The organism is Paenibacillus sp. FSL W7-1279 (genome assembly GCF_037969845.1).
GTDB lineage: Bacteria > Bacillota > Bacilli > Paenibacillales > Paenibacillaceae > Paenibacillus_AQ.
Map to the genome: position 1 here is coordinate 3,961,421 of NZ_CP150215.1, position 17,283 is coordinate 3,978,703.

Annotated in this window: 15 protein-coding genes; all 15 read right to left on the bottom strand. The window is 50.4% G+C overall.

Annotated features, from left to right (window positions below; genetic code table 11):
* Nucleotides 1-5: 5 nt before the first annotated feature.
* On the bottom strand, nucleotides 6-1,124 hold the full coding sequence (locus tag MKY82_RS17545) for an extracellular solute-binding protein (protein ID WP_339293967.1): 1,119 nt from the start codon (nucleotides 1,122-1,124) through the stop codon (nucleotides 6-8).
* A 41-nt stretch (nucleotides 1,125-1,165) separates the two neighbouring features.
* Nucleotides 1,166-1,984: an MBL fold metallo-hydrolase gene (locus tag MKY82_RS17550; RefSeq protein ID WP_339293968.1), complete on the bottom strand. Its 819-nt coding sequence runs from the start codon at nucleotides 1,982-1,984 to the stop codon at nucleotides 1,166-1,168.
* Nucleotides 1,985-2,023: 39 nt separating this feature from the next.
* Nucleotides 2,024-3,175, bottom strand: coding sequence for a GntR family transcriptional regulator (locus MKY82_RS17555; protein WP_194542925.1), 1,152 nt, complete (start codon nucleotides 3,173-3,175; stop codon nucleotides 2,024-2,026).
* Nucleotides 3,176-3,547: 372 nt separating this feature from the next.
* Nucleotides 3,548-4,342, bottom strand: a complete 795-nt coding sequence (locus MKY82_RS17560) for a sugar phosphate isomerase/epimerase (RefSeq protein WP_339293969.1) — start codon at nucleotides 4,340-4,342, stop codon at nucleotides 3,548-3,550.
* 14 nt (nucleotides 4,343-4,356) lie between these two features.
* Nucleotides 4,357-5,355 carry a phytanoyl-CoA dioxygenase family protein gene (locus MKY82_RS17565; protein ID WP_339293970.1) on the bottom strand — a complete coding sequence of 333 codons (999 nt, stop codon included), beginning with the start codon at nucleotides 5,353-5,355 and terminating at the stop codon, nucleotides 4,357-4,359.
* A gap of 104 nt (nucleotides 5,356-5,459) precedes the next feature.
* Nucleotides 5,460-6,344 (bottom strand): AraC family transcriptional regulator, encoded by an 885-nt coding sequence (locus MKY82_RS17570; protein ID WP_339293971.1) that lies wholly within the window; start codon nucleotides 6,342-6,344, stop codon nucleotides 5,460-5,462.
* Nucleotides 6,345-6,606: 262 nt separating this feature from the next.
* Nucleotides 6,607-7,836, bottom strand: a complete 1,230-nt coding sequence (locus tag MKY82_RS17575; RefSeq protein ID WP_339296687.1) for a serine hydrolase domain-containing protein — start codon at nucleotides 7,834-7,836, stop codon at nucleotides 6,607-6,609.
* 97 nt (nucleotides 7,837-7,933) lie between these two features.
* On the bottom strand, nucleotides 7,934-8,602 hold the full coding sequence (locus tag MKY82_RS17580) for a pentapeptide repeat-containing protein (RefSeq protein ID WP_339293972.1): 669 nt from the start codon (nucleotides 8,600-8,602) through the stop codon (nucleotides 7,934-7,936).
* 117 nt (nucleotides 8,603-8,719) lie between these two features.
* Nucleotides 8,720-9,385, bottom strand: a complete 666-nt coding sequence (locus MKY82_RS17585) for a TetR/AcrR family transcriptional regulator (protein WP_220685084.1) — start codon at nucleotides 9,383-9,385, stop codon at nucleotides 8,720-8,722.
* A gap of 370 nt (nucleotides 9,386-9,755) precedes the next feature.
* Nucleotides 9,756-10,691, bottom strand: coding sequence for an aminoglycoside phosphotransferase family protein (locus tag MKY82_RS17590; RefSeq protein ID WP_339293973.1), 936 nt, complete (start codon nucleotides 10,689-10,691; stop codon nucleotides 9,756-9,758).
* 88 nt (nucleotides 10,692-10,779) lie between these two features.
* Nucleotides 10,780-12,066, bottom strand: a complete 1,287-nt coding sequence (locus tag MKY82_RS17595) for an FG-GAP-like repeat-containing protein (protein ID WP_339293974.1) — start codon at nucleotides 12,064-12,066, stop codon at nucleotides 10,780-10,782.
* 28 nt (nucleotides 12,067-12,094) lie between these two features.
* Nucleotides 12,095-12,892, bottom strand: coding sequence for a polysaccharide deacetylase family protein (locus tag MKY82_RS17600; RefSeq protein WP_194542933.1), 798 nt, complete (start codon nucleotides 12,890-12,892; stop codon nucleotides 12,095-12,097).
* A 175-nt stretch (nucleotides 12,893-13,067) separates the two neighbouring features.
* Nucleotides 13,068-15,335, bottom strand: coding sequence for a rhamnogalacturonan lyase (locus MKY82_RS17605; RefSeq protein ID WP_339293975.1), 2,268 nt, complete (start codon nucleotides 15,333-15,335; stop codon nucleotides 13,068-13,070).
* 29 nt (nucleotides 15,336-15,364) lie between these two features.
* Complete coding sequence (locus MKY82_RS17610; RefSeq protein WP_339296688.1) at nucleotides 15,365-16,399, bottom strand: glycoside hydrolase family 88 protein; 1,035 nt, start codon at nucleotides 16,397-16,399, stop codon at nucleotides 15,365-15,367.
* A 90-nt stretch (nucleotides 16,400-16,489) separates the two neighbouring features.
* Nucleotides 16,490-17,224, bottom strand: a complete 735-nt coding sequence (locus tag MKY82_RS17615; protein WP_339293976.1) for a DUF1961 family protein — start codon at nucleotides 17,222-17,224, stop codon at nucleotides 16,490-16,492.
* Between the last annotated feature and the right edge of the window lie 59 nt (nucleotides 17,225-17,283).

Sequence of the window (17,283 nt, forward strand, 5' to 3'; positions counted from 1 at the left end):
GTTACTTAATGCATAATCTCCAACTCGATTTTCTCCGCCCACAGATCCATGTTTTCAGCAATAAAAGCCCAATCGAAATCTTGTGGTTTTAACGAAGTAAACAGTTCCTTGACGGACTCATTGGCTTGCTCAACCGCTTTCGTATTTGCCGGCATGGCATTGAACTCAGCCGCAAATCCCCCTTGAACTTCGCTGGATCCGAGCCATTCCACGAACCGCTCCGCCGTTGCCTGCTTCTTCGTTCCGTTCACGATTGCCGCATGTTCCACGACCATAGGTACGCCGATTTCCGGACTGACAATGCCTGCTTTCACGTTATATTGCTCTTCCTTCTGCTGCAGGGTTCCGGAGACGAGCGCTCCTAGCGGCGTTTTACCGCTGGCCAAATTGGCATAGAAATCTTCTCCCTCGACTGCGCTGACGCCGTTGTCATACAATTGCTGAATTTCATTCCAGCCTTCCTCGGATATGCCGAGATCACCATTCGGATCTTGGAAGCGGGTCAGAATCCCCGCTACAATAAGGCGAGGCGTATTTTGTCCAAGCAGCGTAGGAGCTTCGTACTTCCCTTTATACGCATCGTTCTTATAAAGATCCGTCCAGTCTTTTGGCGCGGTATCGGCCGTGAATTCGTTCGGGTTATAACCAAGGAGAATCGCTTGCTTCACAAGACCATGATAGTAGCCTTCCGGATCATTTAAACCCTGCTCAACAACAGCGGCCCAGCTTGGAACAAACTTAGCCAGAGCGTCTTCCTTTTTCAAATTCTCATAAAGCATATTATTCAAGCCGTATACGACGTCCGCGATCGGGTTGTTCTTCTCGGCAATCAAGCGGTTCGTCAAGTCGGCGCCGCCCGCTCCGACAATTTCGATGTCAAAGCCCGCACCTTTCGCTTTCTCGATCAGCCATTCGCCGCGGCCGTCAGAGTTCGCGTTCGTGTACACGATCAGCTTTTCATTCTGGTCTGATTCCGTAGACGACGATTCCGTTGAAGCCGGTGTTCCGGCCGGCGCTCCGGACTCCGAAGTGCCACCGTTTGCATTGCCGGCATTGCTGCCGCCTCCGCAAGCCGAAACAATCACACACATAATGAGAAGTAGTGCCATTGAAAGTTTTCTCATGATTCCCTTAACTCTCCTTTGATCGTGTCATTTTGTTTGGTTTAAATGTTGATGATCAACCCGTCATATGCCGGTACAATTCCGGCGGGGCTGAAGATACGGACAAAATCCTCATGTAGCAGCTTGGAATTATGGCTGAAATGTGTGACGACGATTTGGCCTTCAGGCTTCAGGATATTTTCTTTTTGGAACTCGCGCTGGACTTCCAGCACCGTTTCCACGCACATATGATTGCGGTCGCGGGCATTCCCTGTATATCCATGCGTGCAGTCGAGGATGGCGCAATCCAGGTTTTTGCCCTTTAACCATGCCCAAGTCGCATCCGGGAACCAGCCCGAATCATGCCCGTACAGCAGTTTTTTCCCTTCCTTTTCGATCACGTATAATAGACAGGTTTCCATCCGGTCATGATCGGCCAGCAATGGCGTTACCCTTGCATCGCCCATAGCAAAGGTCTCATACGGGCGCAACAGATGGAATTGATACCTTTGACCTTCAAAGCGGCCGATGGCGGCACGCGTGTGATGCATCACGGTACCATTCCCATAGATGTGCATCGGATGCTGGAGGCCGTGCGCAATCCCTTCCCTGCGGCATTCCAGATCCGCAGCATTGAAATGGTCCGAATGCGAATGCGTGACGAGCAGGTGCTCGATTGCCCCCAGATCGATATTGTCCCGCAGCGCCTGCATATAGGAATCCGGGGAATAGTCAAATTTGATTACATCGTCCATGATGGCCGAAGTTCGTGTACGGATATTTTTTCCACCAAGCTCCCGTGCCTTGGTACAATGCTCGCAGCGGCAAAATGCATTGGGAAAGCCCTCTGCGGCTGCGGTTCCTAGAAAGTGAATTTTCAAAGTCATTTCTCCTTGCCATGCAAACTGTAGTGATCCATTTTAGGTCCTGGACAGAACGGATTGTCGTTCTACAATCGATGTTTGAATTTTAATGGTGATTGGATTCTCGTTGGAGTTGCCAACGCGTTTCATCAGCAAATCAACGGCCGATCGGGCAAGCTTCTCGGTATCTTGTCGAACCGTCGTAAGCGGGGTTGGAATATATGCCGCTAACTGGATATCGGAGAAGCCGACGATGGACAGCTTTTCAGGAACCGGAATATCCATCTGCAGTGCGGTATGAATGGTCGAGATGGCGACATGGTCATCCCCGCACATGATGGCCGTCATCCGGGGGTTGTCCTGAATAAACCGCTCCTGCTCCGGATCGAGCTCATTAATGCGTCTGGTATCGCAAGCGACGCTTCGAAAATGAATGTTCTGGTACTTGACCGGAATTTTATGGTCGAGCAGCGCTTGGATATAGCCTTGGTACCGCTCCTTCCTGCTTGTGATATGATCGATCGCGTTCGAAGTGTATCCGACTTCCCGGTGCCCCTTCTCGATCAAATACTTGGTCATTTGATAAGAGCCCATATAGTGGTCGTGATACACGCAATCGATCTCCACTTCATGAAAAATACGGTCGATGATCACCAGCGGCAGTTTGCGAAGCTTTAATCGCAATACTTGATCGCTGCAGGTCTTCCGCCCCTGGGGAAACAGAATGATACCGGTAATTCCTCCTTCGGCCAACCTCTCCAGACAGAGATCCTCATCGTCGCAATCCTTCGTCATTTTCAGAATGAGGTCGCACCCGTGCTTTCGCACTTCAGCCTCGGCGGCGGCGATAATCCTGGAAGTGTAATCGGACAAATGGGGCAAGATGAGCGCGATCTGTCCGAACGGCCTCTCCACGTCCGGCGCCGCCACGGTGCCCTGGGTAGAAATCCCTGAATCGACCATCAATCCTTCTTGAGGCTGGGCAAGGAAGGTCCCTCTTCGGGGCAGGCGGTACACCAATCCCTGTTCGGCCAGCTTTTGAAGCGCCAGCTTGCTTGTCATTCGGCTCACGCCGAACAGCTTGGCAAGCTCTCCTTCGGATGGAACCGGATCATGGGGCCGCAGCCTGCGGCTCTTAATGATCTCGATCACCTGATCAGCCACCCGGTGATATAATTGATTCTGTTTAATCAAACGTACATCTTTCATCAAATTATCCCTCAAATCATTGAGTCGACTCGTATCCGCAAGGGATCTAATTTGACGTTAAGTTATGTCACTGACATATTCAATGATATATATGTAAAATTCTCGTAAATTCTATGTTAAATCGCAATTCTGCGTTCCTATATCAAGAAATACATATCAGTGATATATTATTCGCTTCACATAAAGCTTTACATCCGTGATCGCTCCATAATCGTTAGCAAATGCATGGGATAATGCCGCACCCCAAGCAAAAATGTCAAATGACACACAAAATAGCCGCCAGTCTAAACCTGGCGGCTATTTTTAACCTGATCCCCGTTCACGCACTGCCCATTAAAGTCTCAAAGTTCTCTGACTGCATAATCCCTTGGTCTAGCTGTATTTCTGCCTAAAGCGGTCCGCGATCCAGTGATTGGTCTCAAACAAATCGGCCACAGGTTCTCCTGTAAATGGAATGCGAGGCATGTAGCTGACCGGACCGAACTCAGGGGTTACCGTGAAGTACGGCTTGCCTGCTTGGCTGCAATGCGCCCAAATCTGTTCCCACCAGCCTTCGAATCTTGCCAGTTCCTCCCCATATTCAGGTGCTGCCGGATGAGGAACCTGAGGACCGTTAACATATCCCACTCTTCCATGAGTATGCAGGGTACGCCTAATCATAAAGGCCATATCCTCTTCTTGATCATGCAGCAATGATTCGCAGACACAGGTAAAGTGGCTGAAATCCGCCGTGATTTTCAATTCCGGGAATTTTTTCAGCAGCTTCACGGTTGCACGAGGAGTGAACATGGCGCGTCCTCTATGGGTTTCATGCGCCACGTCAACGCCCAGCTTCTTTTCCATGCTCAAAGCGAACTCAAAAAGTGAATCTTGTTCTTCCTCAGAAAAGTAATCTTTACCGGTATGGGAGTTTACGAAGATCGGCGAAAACTCCAATGCACTTTCCAATTGCTCGTGATAAACCTCCTTATGATTTCCATAAGTGAATATCTGAGGGATATATAACAGCTTGAACTCTTGCAGCAGCTCCATAAATTCATTCTTGTCAGCATCATTCGGAAGCCCTGTTTCAATACCTTGATAGCCGTTCATATAAGCTCGCTCGAATTTCTCTCTTAATGTCCCCTCCATGCCCCAAAAAGCATGAAATAATTGCAGCTCCATCATAATCCTCCCTAGATTTAATCGTCCTTCGTCATCCCCATCGGCATCATCATGCCATTGTCCATTCCCATCATGGTCACGCTATTCGATTCTGCTTCCTCATCAGACAGAAACACCTCGGTACCGAATACAGGCTCGGCATATGGCAGATGCGTGCTTCCGCGCGCCAGAATTTGACGGTAATTACCCGAGTTTCCTTCGAATCCGTCAGGATCCCAAGGAACCCATGACCGGGCGTTGCAGTAATGACACACATAAGATCGGCGGTAACGGTCCGAAGTTCGATTAGGAAAAGAACGGTGGAACAGATGTGAATGGAAAAACAGCACGTCTCCCGGGCTCAAAATAACAGGAATTGGCGACGGATAGCCGGCGACTACCTTTGAAAGCGTATTCACATTATCGTCTGTATGGCTGACGTTCTGGACGCTGTTTAAATCCTCAAACGCATCCACTGCATGAACGTTCCCTCCACCGATTCCATCAGGCGGATACACAGGTTCGTGGTTCGAACCCGGAACGACCCATAAGCAGCCATTCTCTTCATCCACTTCCTCCAGTGCAATCCACGCTCCAATCAGTGTGTCGGGGTGCGTCTTGATATAACAGGAATCCTGGTGCCAGCCCTGTCCTCCCTTCCCGGGCGGGTTCAGGAAGAGCATGGACTGAAGAGCATAGACGTCAGGGCCGATCAGTGCTTCAGTCACATCGAGAATACGTGGATGGAGCATACCTCGCTCAGCCGCCGCTTTCACCCGGGAAAGCATATGAATCCGTGTCGCCTTCGCGAATTCTTCCTTGAGCGGGTCCGTGCTGTCAGCATCCGCCGTCTTGTACGGCTGAAGACGGTTGAGCCTAGAATCCTCCGCCAGCTCAAACAGTTCGGCGATATCATCTTTTGACAACAAGCCTCTAACAATCAGATAGCCTTCCTTGTGATAGTTCGTATACTCCTTCACACTAACCAAATAACGATTGTCCCTTGCGCGTGATTTCGGGACATAAAATGTACCCATTATTTGAATCCCTCCGTCATTAAGAATGTCTGCACATTCATTGTACCCGCGCTGGAATCGTGCTCTCAATGGCCTGAAACCGGAAAACGTTGTGTTTATTTGATCTAGGGTTTGACTAAGATATATCGATTAACCGGGTATGGCGTGCGCGAATCCAAAAGGTCGGCCGTATGACGAAATAATGGATCATTGCAGCGTTTAAGATAATCAGAGGCCGTAATCCCCCGAATCCGTTTATACATTTTGGAGAAATGGTGTTCATCCCCAAAACCAACCGAAAAGGCAATTTGTTTGACCGAACCTGCTCCCCTCATCATCAAAAACTCTGCGCGGCGCAGCCGTCTTTCCAGCAGCATTCGTTTCGGAGTCATACCCAGGGACACAACGAACACGCGGGTGAAATGCTCATGCGACCATCCGGATCGTGCCGCGATTTCTTCGATGGTTATGGGCTCCGCCAGATGCTCCTCCATGAATTCCAGTGCCCGTTGAATCGGGACTGGCAAGGAGAGTACGCTCCCTTCATCTGTATATCCAGAATGAGACGACAATTCTTCAAGCGAAGCGGCAACAAGCACAGCCAGCCGTCTCCGCCAATAAGAAGATTGGTGATTCGCAATCCAAAGCATCTTCTGCATCATACCAGCAACAAGCGTATGCTGGTTGGAGAGAAACCGATTGCCCTGGCTAAAAAGAGGTTCGAACCTTTCATTCTCTTCCTGAAGGGCTGCGTAGTCAAAGTGGACGAACATATGCCGCACATTTTTCTCCGAGCAGAAACGATATGAATGCTGTTCTCCTGGACGAGTGAAGATGAAACAAGGCTCATCTAATAGAAAGGCTTGACCGCCTATCTCATAGACTGTTCCAGAACCGTCGGGGAAGTAAACCAGTTCGTAATCGTTAATGGTTCTCGGACCGAGTATGAAACCGGCCTGGATAATAATGTCGCCGACGTTATGAACTACCGGCCATTCTAGCTCAGTCATTCCTCTCTACCGCCTTCCTCCCTGCTTTTGTCTGTTGTTGTAACGATTGTACCAAAGGTCTATGGTTAACCATATATCTTCTTATCATTTTCGACTAAGTATATATGGGGATTTAACAAGAACAATTATCGTTAAAGCACAAAAAGCCGCAGCTTCGCGGCTTTTAAGCGAGTTTATTTTTGTGAAATGGTGGAAACATCGACGGTTCGGCCACCAGGGCGGCTGAGCGTTAGATGTCGTGGGTTGATGGCAGACGTACTAGTCAGTCTTCGATTGCCTGATAGACCATAGTCCAGAAGTCGTGGATAAGATGCGCCGAATCCGGGGTGGACATTCCGACTTGAGTGAGCAGGATTCCGGTAAGCTGTTTGTCCGGGTCGGCGTACGCCGAGGTGCCGCTTCCGCCGTCCCAGCCAAATTGGCCGATGGAAGCATAGTCGCCGCGGTAGGTGCGTACCGCCATTCCGAAACCCCAACCGCCGTGCTGCCCTTGGCCATGCGACAAATGGACATTGTTTTTGGCCAAGTCGTCTCGGAATGCTTGCTGCTCGGGCGTAAGGCGGTTCGTGGTCATCAGCTGGACAGCAGGCCGGGACAGGATTCGTTCGGTCCCGTGCAGCCCTTGGTTTAGCAGCATCTGTAAATACGCATGATAGTCGTCTACGGTTGACAGCAACCCACCGCCGCCTGCTTGGAACGCTGGCGGCTTACTGTAGCGTCCGCCTGCAGCCTCATCCCACACGATGAACTCTCCGGTCTGCGGATCAGGGACGTAGGCGGGCGGCAGCCGGTCAATCTTGCCTTCGGGCACGTAGAAGCCGGTATCCTTCATCCCCAGCGGTTCAAAGATGCGTTCGCGCAGGAACGTCTCGAATGTCTGACCCGTGACCCTGGCAACGAGTACGCCGAGCACTTCGTTGCTCATGTGGTACTGCCACCGCTCTCCGGGCTGGTAGCATAGCGGGAGCGTACCCAGGCGGCGCATCCACTCATCCGGCTCCGGCATCTCCTGCCCTGGCGTGTCAAATAAACCATTCTCGAAGATCGCGTTTTGGATTGGGGAGCCCATTAACGTCATATCCACTCCGAGTCCGAACGTAGAGGTCAACAGATCCCGCACGGTGATCGGCCGCCGTGCCGGCACGGTTTCGTCCAGCGGGCCGTCGGGTCGCTTCAGCACCTGCCGGTTGGCGAGCTCGGGCAGCCACTTATCTACCGGGTCATCCAGATGCAGCTTGCACTCGTCGAGCAGGACCATCACCGGCGCGGCCCCAACCATCTTGGTAGTGGATGCCATCCGGAAGATCGTGTCCCGACTCATAGGAGCGCCACCGTCATGGCGCATCGTGCCAATCGCTTCGACGTGCGTCTCACCATTCCGGCTGACTAGTGCGACAAGCCCAGGAATCTTTCCGGAATCGACATGCCTTGCCAGCACGTCGTGCATTTTGCGCAACCCTTTTTCAGTGAATCCTTTGTTGCTATGTCCCATTGCAATCTTATTCATTTGATATCCCTCACTTTAATTTTTTTGTAAATCCCATTGTTTTAAACTACACTTTCGCCCGGCTTTGCGTTTTCCATTTGTCTTAAATAACCGTAACCTTGGACAAATCGGCCTCCAGGCCTTTAAGCGCCGCATAGGTCAGCTTATCCATCGTTGCGCCGTCAAAGCAGATGGTTTTGATGGCACGGTAATACTTCTTGGACAACAAAGGTCCTTGGAAAGACGAATTCTTGATTACCGCGCCCTTGAACGAAACGCCGTTCAACCCTGCTTTGTCAAACTTGACGCCGATGAAGGTTTGGCTGTCAAACACCAGCCCAGTCAGATCGCTATTTGTGAAATCTACCCCGTCGAACATACAATTTTCAAAGACGGTGTTTCTAAGATCGGTCATCGTCAGATTGACGTCGGTCAGTTTGGCGCCCAAGAATTTTGCGCCGGCCAACCTCGACTTACTGAAGTTGGTGCGCACAAGGACCGTTTTATTGAAGCTTGCATGGGCCAGGTCAAGGGTGGACAGGTTGCAGTCCGTCAGATTCGTGCCGTCAAAATGGGTACCGTGTACGTCGCTGCTCTTAAACGAACTTCCGGTCAAATCAGCGCCCGAAAAGTCGGAACCGGAGAGCGAGCTGCTTTTAAACTGTCCATTATGGGCCGTAACGCCTGCAAAGTCGCTTTTCGTCAGATTGCTTGCGTTAAAGTTTGTCACTACTTGCCGTTCCTGCGAGTTAGAGGTTTTGGTTTGATTCATAAATATTCACGTCTCCCTTATAATTAGTTTTCTAACACCATTACTTTGAATCCGGATCACCTATTCATACCAACCGTTGGTATGAATAGGTGTAAAAATAAGCTGCCTCTCGGCAGTTTAGTTTTCTTTGCTGACATCTCTCGCTGACACTCGAAACAATTCCTCGTATCGTTGATACATTTGCTCATCGAACAGATCAAGCCCCAGGCCTTTCAATATTTCATCGAAAAATCTTACCTTATGAAGCATCATCTCGGGCGAAGCCTCAATGACCTCCGGGTTTAGCCAAATATTGGTGAGAATCACCAGGACTTCGCTAAGCTCCCTTGGGTAGTCGGTTCGAATCGAGCCATCTCGCATTCCCTGTTCGATGATGGGCTGGATATAGACGGGTACGGCTTTTTCGAGGATGTTCTCGATCTGGGCCGCCAGCAGCTTCGGATTGCGCAAGAGGTTCGGCGCCACCGATGCCAGTTCGTTGTGAGCAGCATTGTCGAGAGAGAGTTGGGAAATCTTCCGTAGCTTCTCCAGGCCGTTCAGCCCATTGTCATCCCGGATGCCGGAGAGCATCTCGTCAACGCCTTTGAACGCGTGATCGATGACGGCCTGCCAAATCTCTTCCTTTGACTTGAAGTGGTGATAAATCGCGCCTTTTGTCAGCCCGCCCAGTTCATTGATGATATCCTGAATGGAGGTCTGCTCGTATCCTTTTTGCATGAACAGATTAAGCGCCACGGTTAGAATTTGGTTGATGGTTTCTTCCGGATATTTATTTCTTGCCATTCGCCCGCAGCTCCTTTCATACATTCGGTTGGTATGTAACAAATATATCCAATCATCCGTTTGCTGTCAACCCCCTTTTTGAAGTTTATTGATTTTCGTTTTTCATTGCCAGAGTTATTGGCTTCTGTATTCAATAGAAGGCGCGGATACGCGGCTATACCACCATCCCCAGGCAAAAAAAAACCACACCAAACTAGGGGCGAGGTTTCTGATTGATATCCACTTCCTTTATTTCAAGGTGAATCATCTGGTCTTGCAGTCCTGTACCATCCGGCAAACTGCTCCGATATGTTAAACTAACGCTTCCCGTTAATCCAATCATTTTCTTCACCTTGTTTAACTGAGATACATAAGCATCGTTCAATCTCTGCTAGTCCATCATCATATCAACAACTTTTTTTGCAAACGCAGCATAGGATTCGATCAGATCCGGATTTCGATCAATGGCCCATCGAAGGTTATCGAACGCGCTTAATAGCTGCAAATGTCTCATATCAGCTAGGTTTTCTGCACTTATGCCGTACCCGTCTTGAAATGCTTTGAATTCTTCCGTATTCGGATTTCCGTCTAGCATTTGGCACCGCATCAGCCAAATCATATCCCCATGCGGTACCGTTCTTACTTCTGCATTGCCCCAATCCAATAATATGACTTGTCCCGACTGATTGATAATCGTATTCTTCAATGAAAAGTCTCCATGGTTTAAACCGAAACGGAACCTTTCTTTCTTCAAATTCTCAAACAGTTTTCGCACTCTCTGCGATTTCGTATGATTGATTACTCCGAGCTCAATCAATCGATCATTCTCCGTCAAACTATTGATATTATACTGTACATATCCTAGCCAACTGCCGTCCGATCCTGCATGAGAAGGGGAATGAAACTCACCATGGACCGGATCTATTAGATTTTCCCCATATCCCTTCACTGGGATCGAATGAATAAGTTTGGCATATTTGCCAAGCTGCCTCCAAACATCGATCTTGAGAGCCGTACTATCTACCCCGTTGTCTCCCTCAACGAAAGCTTGAATCATATATGCGGTTTCATCAATTACACCAATGGTCAACACCTCAGGTCCGGGAATACCAATCGCGGCAGCTTGTTCAATACACCATTTTTCTTTCACATAGCTTGGAAATGCAGCTGAGTCGTTCATGCGAACTACGACTTTACGACTCTTGGTTTCAACTACGAAAACCTGATTTACGATGCCTTTTCCTATGATCTGGTAAGATGTTTTTATTTCTTCATGAAGAAAATCGCTTGCAATTCGTTCTGCTTGCGTAGCTACAGACTCTCCCACAGTTTATCACCCTCTAAAGTGTCGTATTTCGAATAGATTACCACACTTTTTTTGGAAAGTACGTTTATAACTAAACTATCCTTGTGCGTTAACTTAATGAGATAGCTGGGGGAACCTCCCCGCCCGGATACAATGTCGAGCAGGACAAGCGTTTCGGCTGCGACAGCGGAATACCCGAAGGGATCTCGCTCAGATCCGCAGGCATGCTCGAATATATGGACGCGGTTTCACTGCTGTATATAATGACTTGCTCCGTATGGCTGCCCCATAGGTCAGCATGGACGGCATAGCCCTCGGAAGGAAACTCCACGACCGCGTTCATATGACCGTCATACAATGTTGGGAAGATGCCCCCACCGCGCCGGTATGCCAAAATATAGTCTGGTGCGCCAACCGCCCACCCGCTCAAAGGCTCGATAATCGTAAGCCAGCCGGGTGTCTTTCGGTCTTCCTTCCACACCTCTTGTCCGCTGCTGTCAAGCAGGAACAAGGCGTCCTTGCCAATTAAGCCCTTACCGTCGTCCTCTCTCACGAGTCGATCCAGCCCGGCAATTTGCATTCCCGGCAAGTCGCTTCGGAAGCGCCCGAGCGCTATATGCTGTGACTCGATTGACCCTTCGTAGCGCCATAATTCCTTGCCGTAACGGTCATACATGACCGTTACGCTCCCTCCGATCACAAGCTCAGGCTCTCCGTCGCCGTTCACATCACCGATCCAAATGCAATCGGCGTGATCATCCAATTCACGGCAGCTCCATAACGGCGTGCCGTCATGGTCCAGCAGCGTATAACCGGCCATCACTTCGTCGTATCCATCACCGTCCAAATCATATGCCCAAGGGAAATGGCCGGGGTTGCCCTCGTGCGTCCAGAGCAAATTGAAGTTCCGGTCCATAGCCCACATGCGATGATAACGATCCTTAAGAATGAAATCTCGCCCATTCGGGTTGCCTGTCAAATTCGCAATGATAATGCAGTCGTGCGCCTCAGGGTCCGGAAGCTCATGGGACGACCTAACGCTTCCGTCGTGCCCGTTGATGACGATGAGCCGGCTATCCATAACGCACAGCACCTCCAACCGGCCGTCTCCGTCGATATCGACAATTTGTGCCGGATAGTCCGACCCTTGGCTGCCTGCTCCCGGATCCGGCTTCCCCGTTTGCCAGAGCAGATTCCCCTCTAGATCAAACGCAGTGACGCACTGCACCTGATGGGGAATATAACGCACGTCTTGGCGGTTGTCGGGCTGCACGAGCAGCATCTCCATCCGGCCGTCTCCGTTTAAGTCGCCGAGCAGCATTTTACAGCGTGGACCTGCCCCCCGTATATCCAGCTTGCCGATGAGTATAGGTTCTTTGGTCATCCCTTGGTTCATCCTACTTCCCTCCATTCCTCTCTTCGTATTAAAACTTGATTAACTCGCCGCCTTTCACTTCGACGATCTCTCCGTCCACGTTCAACCAGACGTTTAACGCTGAAGGGTTGTAAACAAAATCCAAGTCAGCTGCAAACTTCAACCTTTCGAATGCCTTGGCGTAATCGACAAGCTCAATGTTGGTACAATACCAAATGTCCGGATTGCCCCCAATATAGGCACCAAACTCTTCCATAAGTTCCCAATTATCGTCGTTATCGAACTCGTAGCTGTGGCCCCATACGTACATCAGATACAGATATTGCTTTTTGTGCAAGCTGACGAAGGTTTCCGCATGCTTCATCAGGTCACGATTATGGTGGCATGTCGGCTTCCATTCCAGAAAATCGTCCGGCATTCCGAAATGTCCAGTGCTGTCAACGACTCTGGCATACTCCATGCCGAGACCTGGCAGCATCTCTTTGATTCTGTGGTTGTAAGAGCCGTTCGGATACGACATCCCACGCACCGTATAACCCACGATACGTTCCAGATTTCGCCGATCTTCCATGATTTCGTGCACGATTTGCTCGTTCGGGCAGCGAGCGATCGTAGGGTGAGTCAGCGTATGTGCCGACACCTCGTGACCTGTATAGAGCGTTTTGACCTCATCTGCACCCACCTTGTCATGCGTTCCGACCAGTCCGGAATTGATATGAAAAGTTCCTTTAAGCCCATTTCGGTTAAACGTGTCTACCAGCCGCCGATCGGCGAATCGGCCGTCGTCGTAGCTCATCGTTAACGCTTTGTGCCGCCCTTCCGGAAAGCACATCAAAATTTTCGCCATCCTGTTTCCTCCTTAGCGTATATACTCCACAGCAGACGTACTGCAAATTCCCTTCGTCAATGAGCGGAGCGCAACTGACGGATAACCTGGTTTCACTGAGAAGCGGCCAGTACTAAACTGATCATTTGCCCCAATTAATAAAGTCAACAAACATGGATGGCCACCCGCGGAAACATCAGTTGCGATCACGTATGCATACACGAGGTAAATATAGATTTGGGGTAGGGACCTTCGCCCAATCGATATCGGAAGCAAAATAAAAGCTTGTGTAGCAGGGCTGGTTATAGACCACATTCTGCCATGCGACACCGGTTCTGTACTGGGCATCATGCATTAACGTATACAATTTTCGGTCGGTTACCTCAGTGCTCAGGTAGATCCGAATCGCCGAGCTATCCTTTGTTCGTACTAGCAGCTCTTCTCTCCAATCTCCGAAAACATCAGCGACAAGGCAAGGATTTCCCTTCGTTCCGTTATTGGAAACTGCACCTTCTGCCGTAAGCAGCCTGCCTTGTTTCCAATCGTCGATTGTAACAGGCTCGTCGAAACTTCCGTTGATCACCTGTGTTGTCATGTTGGCCGACCACTTGATGCTCATGTTCGTGCCCGGAATCTGTTTTGCCATTTGGTCTCCTCTACATGTCATCAAGCCGAATGCTTCATCGCTTTCATAACCCTCGCTGCACCATATTTGAAGCCCCTTTTGGTTCGGATCAACCTGTCCGATCATCCCGCGCCCTACATCATCGACGGCGAAACCGCCGTGCAATACCTCGCCAGTGGCCGCGTCGCGCAGAGTGAATCCGTAAGGTCCCGAGCCACCGCTTTCATGCACCATGAAAATCTCCAATCCCTGCCGGTCTGGATCAACGTTCGCTACATGAAGGGCATCGCCGTGACCCAGCTTGGCGATTTTTCCAGGTGCCTTGCTTTGCGGTGGCATTACACCTCGGGAGCTGTATAAAATGGATCCGTCATGATCGATGGTCGCCGACCCGTAAATAATTTCATGGCAGCCGTCTCCGTCTACATCTGCAATGCTTAAGGAATGCGCCCCTTGTTTAGCGAGGCTGCCAAAGTTCTCATTCCGGCCGTCCTCCAGACGGAGCGTATCATGAAAAGGATTATTCATCGAAACCCAACCGCTGTCAACGAACCAGTGCTCCTTAAGGTGCGTTCCGTCCCAGGAATAAGCTGCGACGGCAGCCCGGGTATAATAACCGCGAGCAAAGATCGCAAACGGTTTTTTCCCGTCCAAATAGGCAACTCCTGCCAGGAATCGATCCACGCGGTTTCCGGGCTCGATGCGATTCCAAGCATAATCCCCCCACATCAGACCGTCATCATGCCGCCCCGGCTTATAGGGGATCGTCTCCAATTCTTCGCCTGTTTGTCCTTGGAAAACAGTTAAATATTCTGGCCCTTCAAGAATAAAGCCCTCGAATGATCGCAAGTTGTTGCGCCCGCTCCGGCTGGGAGCATAGACGTCAAGAAAATAATCGGCCAGCCGCTCCGCATCCTCCATTAGCAAAGGATAACTGTAACGATGATCGATTCCGAAGCATTCTTCCAGTGTAGAGGGCCAACGACCGGTCACTACCTCTTCATGCGAGTGCCAGCTCATAAACATATGGACAATATGCCTATAGTAGTCCGCGCTGCACATTCGATAGTCGTCCTGATGACTATACCCCGCAGCCACATCCTCCGGAGGCATGGTTATATAGGTTTCGGAGGACATTATACCTTCCTGATCGTACCTTATGACCTTCGTACCGGGCGCTGTCTTGAACATCAGCTCAGCTTTCCCGTCTCCGTCAAAATCATAGACCAGAAATTGTGTATAGTGAGCACCCGCCCGAATGTTCACACCAAGCTCAATCCGGTAGAGGAGAGTACCGTCCAGCTTATAGCAGTCGATATATACCGGACCGGTGTAGCCGGAATGCGATACATCCTTGGCATTGGACGGATCCCATTTTACAAAGTACTCGTACTCACCGTCGCCATCTACATCCCCGACGCTCATATCATTTGCCGCGTATGTATAGATTTGGCCAGTTGGCGTGACGCCGTCCGCCGGTTTTCGAAGAGGTAATTCATAGTACGGACCGACCCAGGGAGTGACATCGCCACATCGGTCGACTTCCTGTCCGTCCACAACGGCACAAACATAATAAACCGATGTTAATGTCCCGCTGGGGTCCAAATAGTTGGTGCTGTCGTGGACAGCTGCGATAAAGTCGCCACTACGATACAGGTTGAAATTGGTGCCGATCATTCCGTTACCGCTATAACCGGTCACTTCATTCCCGAGCAATCTCCAGCTGAGAAAAATTCCTTCTGTTGTCGCTGCTGCAACCAACCCCCGGTCCAGAAATTCCATCTGTACCTCGGATGTCTTCTGTGCATCAAACTTGTGCTGCTCATGGACGGTTTTCATAAATCGACACCCCTCCTTAATATGAACATCTATCCGTTATCCTGTTCTCCCGTGTTGTTCATTTCGATAACTGCGGAAAGTAAGGCAAGCGCAAGTCCCTGCCCCCAGCCCTGGGCCCATTTTTTATCCACTTCGAGATAACCCCTGATGTCGTTCATGACGGCGGTTCCACCGGATACGTTAAGCACCCGTCCTCGTTCGGAAATATTAGCCAGCACGCCCTTTAACGCCCGCTCTACATGTTTGGCATGAAGCGGATTATTCTGCATCACCATTGCCGCGGCAATGCCAGCCGTGGCTGACACCTCGCCATAAGCTTCCGGGTAGTCGAGCACGGTGCCCCAGAGGCCGTCATCCTTCTGCAGCTTTTTGATGGCGGCAAGCTGGTCTCGCAGCGAGCTTAAAATATGCATAAATGGTGGGTACAGGTAAGCTTGCGGCAGCACATGTCCCACGCGTGACATCGTATAGGCCGCCCAAGCGTTGGCGCGTGCCCAATACATTCCTGACATATGATCCTTATTAAGGTGGTTATATCCGTGATACCACAGGCTGGTATTCTCGTCCTGCAAATAATTAATATGCCAATAAAACTGATGAAGTGCATCGTCAATAAGCTGCTTCTCCCCAAGCACCACGCCTGCGCGTAATAGGAAATATCCCGCCATAAACAGAGTGTCCGCCCAGCATTGCTCCGGAAAATCGTTTTTAGCCGACACCGTGTGCTGGAGCACACCGTCACCGAAACGCAGGGCGTTGTTCTCCAGATAGTCCACCTTGCTCATGATGATATCGAGGTATCTCTGATCCTTCGTCTGTTCGTAAAGGGTGAGCAGCATATGTCCCATCGAGCATGTGTTGACCGTCCATCCCGGAAGTCCTGCTTCGATATATTCATCGCACCACTCTATCATCCGTTCCAAATATGCTTGCTCGCCAGTCACTTCAAAGGCACGGCTGATCCCGTAATAGGCGACGCCGCAAGGCCAGTCCCAAGTGAGATCCATGCCGAAGGTGTAGTCTGCAACGCACCCGACAACCTGCTTAAGATCGGCATTAGCAATAGTTAACTTCAATTTGCAAAGCCTCCTTGGTCAAAGCCTCTACTGAGATGGAAGAGGCTTTGACAGTAATTATGGAATTAACGGTGTTTACTACGATTTACTTTCGGCATATACGGTTAAATTCGCGTATTCTCCAATCAGAGGCGCCATCTGGCGGAAACCGAGCTTTCCGCCAGCGATTGGAAGCCCGTACGTGACGCCGTCGTCTTTCCACGAGAAAAGCGGAAGATTGTTAACGGCAAACGTAATGCGATGTCCGCTCTTAACGATCAGCATCCGGTATGGTCCGACTGCGTCCATGACACCCGGAATCGGGTCGGCACCTTGCGCGACCAGGTGGAAACCGTAGCTTTTACGCAAATTGCATGTATGAAACTTCCGCTCCTCCGCCCACTTCCTCCGGAAGTAAGAAACGTGGAAAGCGTTCATTTCGCCGTGATGATACTGGTCGTATTCACCAGTCCGTGGCTTGATGGAAGAATCGAGCAAATCCCGGCCTTCCGTGCCGCTTGCGCTAAAAAACATAATCGCCAGGCCCGGCTCGCGTACCGGCCAAAAATCCCATGAGACGGCGGCGTCCGCCGGAAAGTTCTCCGGGCACCACAATACGAAATTGGCTCGCTGCCCCTCCGCCTCGTCGCGGACGCTTTCGAGCCGCATACGTCCCAAAGGAAACGTGATGGCTCCTTCTCCCTCCATTCGAAAATCCGCGACATGCTCGGGCTTGGCGAGTGGGTTTGCATAAATCGCACGCCAACTTTCGGGAATCAGCGGGCTTTTAGCAGTATGCACGACCCCTGTTTCGGTTGGTTGATCTGTTGTCATCGTATTCACGCTCCTTTCTTCCCATGTCTGGGTTACCGCGCATGGGCGACGAGCGATAA